Source organism: Streptomyces europaeiscabiei (assembly GCF_001550375.1).
Lineage (GTDB): Bacteria > Actinomycetota > Actinomycetes > Streptomycetales > Streptomycetaceae > Streptomyces > Streptomyces europaeiscabiei.
The window spans coordinates 1-989 of the sequence record NZ_LRTR01000749.1 but is presented as its reverse complement, the minus strand read 5'-3'; the positions used below and the strand labels follow the sequence as shown (position 1 = coordinate 989).

Genomic DNA, 989 nt, shown 5'->3' with positions numbered 1-989 from the left:
CCGCCGCACCCCCGCCACCCTGCTCCGCACGGCCGAAGGAGCCCGCCCGTGACCACCACGACCGCCCCCACCGCCCCCACGGACCTCTCCGACCTCCACATGCCACCCCGCCTCCTCGCCCCCGGCGGCACCCCGGCCGACCACCCCACCCACGAACAGCGCTACGGCCCCCTCACCGCCCTCGCACCCGCCGACCTGCTCCGGACGGCCGCCGAGTCCGGTCTCACCGGCCGGGGCGGCGCCGCCTTCCCCACGTACCGCAAACTCGCCTCAGTCGCCGAGGCGGGCCGCCGTACCGGCCGCGCCCCGGTGGTCGTCGCGAACGGGGCCGAGGGCGAACCCGCCAGTGCCAAGGACAAGACGCTGCTGCGCCTGTCACCCCACCTCGTCCTGGACGGCCTCCGCCTGGCCGCCGAGGCGACCGGCGCGGCCGAGGCGTACCTCGCGGTCGAGGAAGGCGCGGCCCACCTGGAAGCGGCCGTCGCCGAACGCGGCGACCCGGTCCTCGTACGAGTCGTCCGCGTCCCCGGACGCTTCCTCTCCGGCGAGTCCTCGGCCCTCACCCAGCACCTCGACGGCCGGGCAGCCCTGCCGCGGCACCGCAACCCCCCGGTCCGCGAACAGGGAGTGCACCGCGCCCCCACGCTCGTCCAGAACGTCGAGACCCTCGCCCACCTGGCCCTGATCGCCCGCTACGGCGCCGACTGGTACCGATCGGCCGGCACCCCGGCCGACCCCGGCAGCGTCCTGTGCACGCTCCACGTCCCGGGCCACGCCCCCCGAGTCGTGGAAGCCCCCTACGGCCTCCCCCTGCACCGACTGCTCCCGCTCCACGGCACGAGCGCGGTCCTGATCGGCGGCTACCACGGCACCTGGATCCCCGCCCATCGGGCCGCCCAACTCGCCCTCAGCGCAACCAACTTGGGCGCCGGAGTCCTCGCCGCGCTCCCCGCCGACCGCTGCGGCCCCGCCGAGACCGCCCGGGTCCT

At 76.8% G+C, this 989-nt stretch carries 1 protein-coding gene; it reads left to right on the top strand.

From position 1 onward, the window contains the following. Window positions 1-48: 48 nt before the first annotated feature. On the top strand, window positions 49-989 hold a 941-nt coding region (locus AWZ10_RS36800; RefSeq protein WP_244172674.1), incomplete at its 3' end, for an NADH-quinone oxidoreductase subunit E.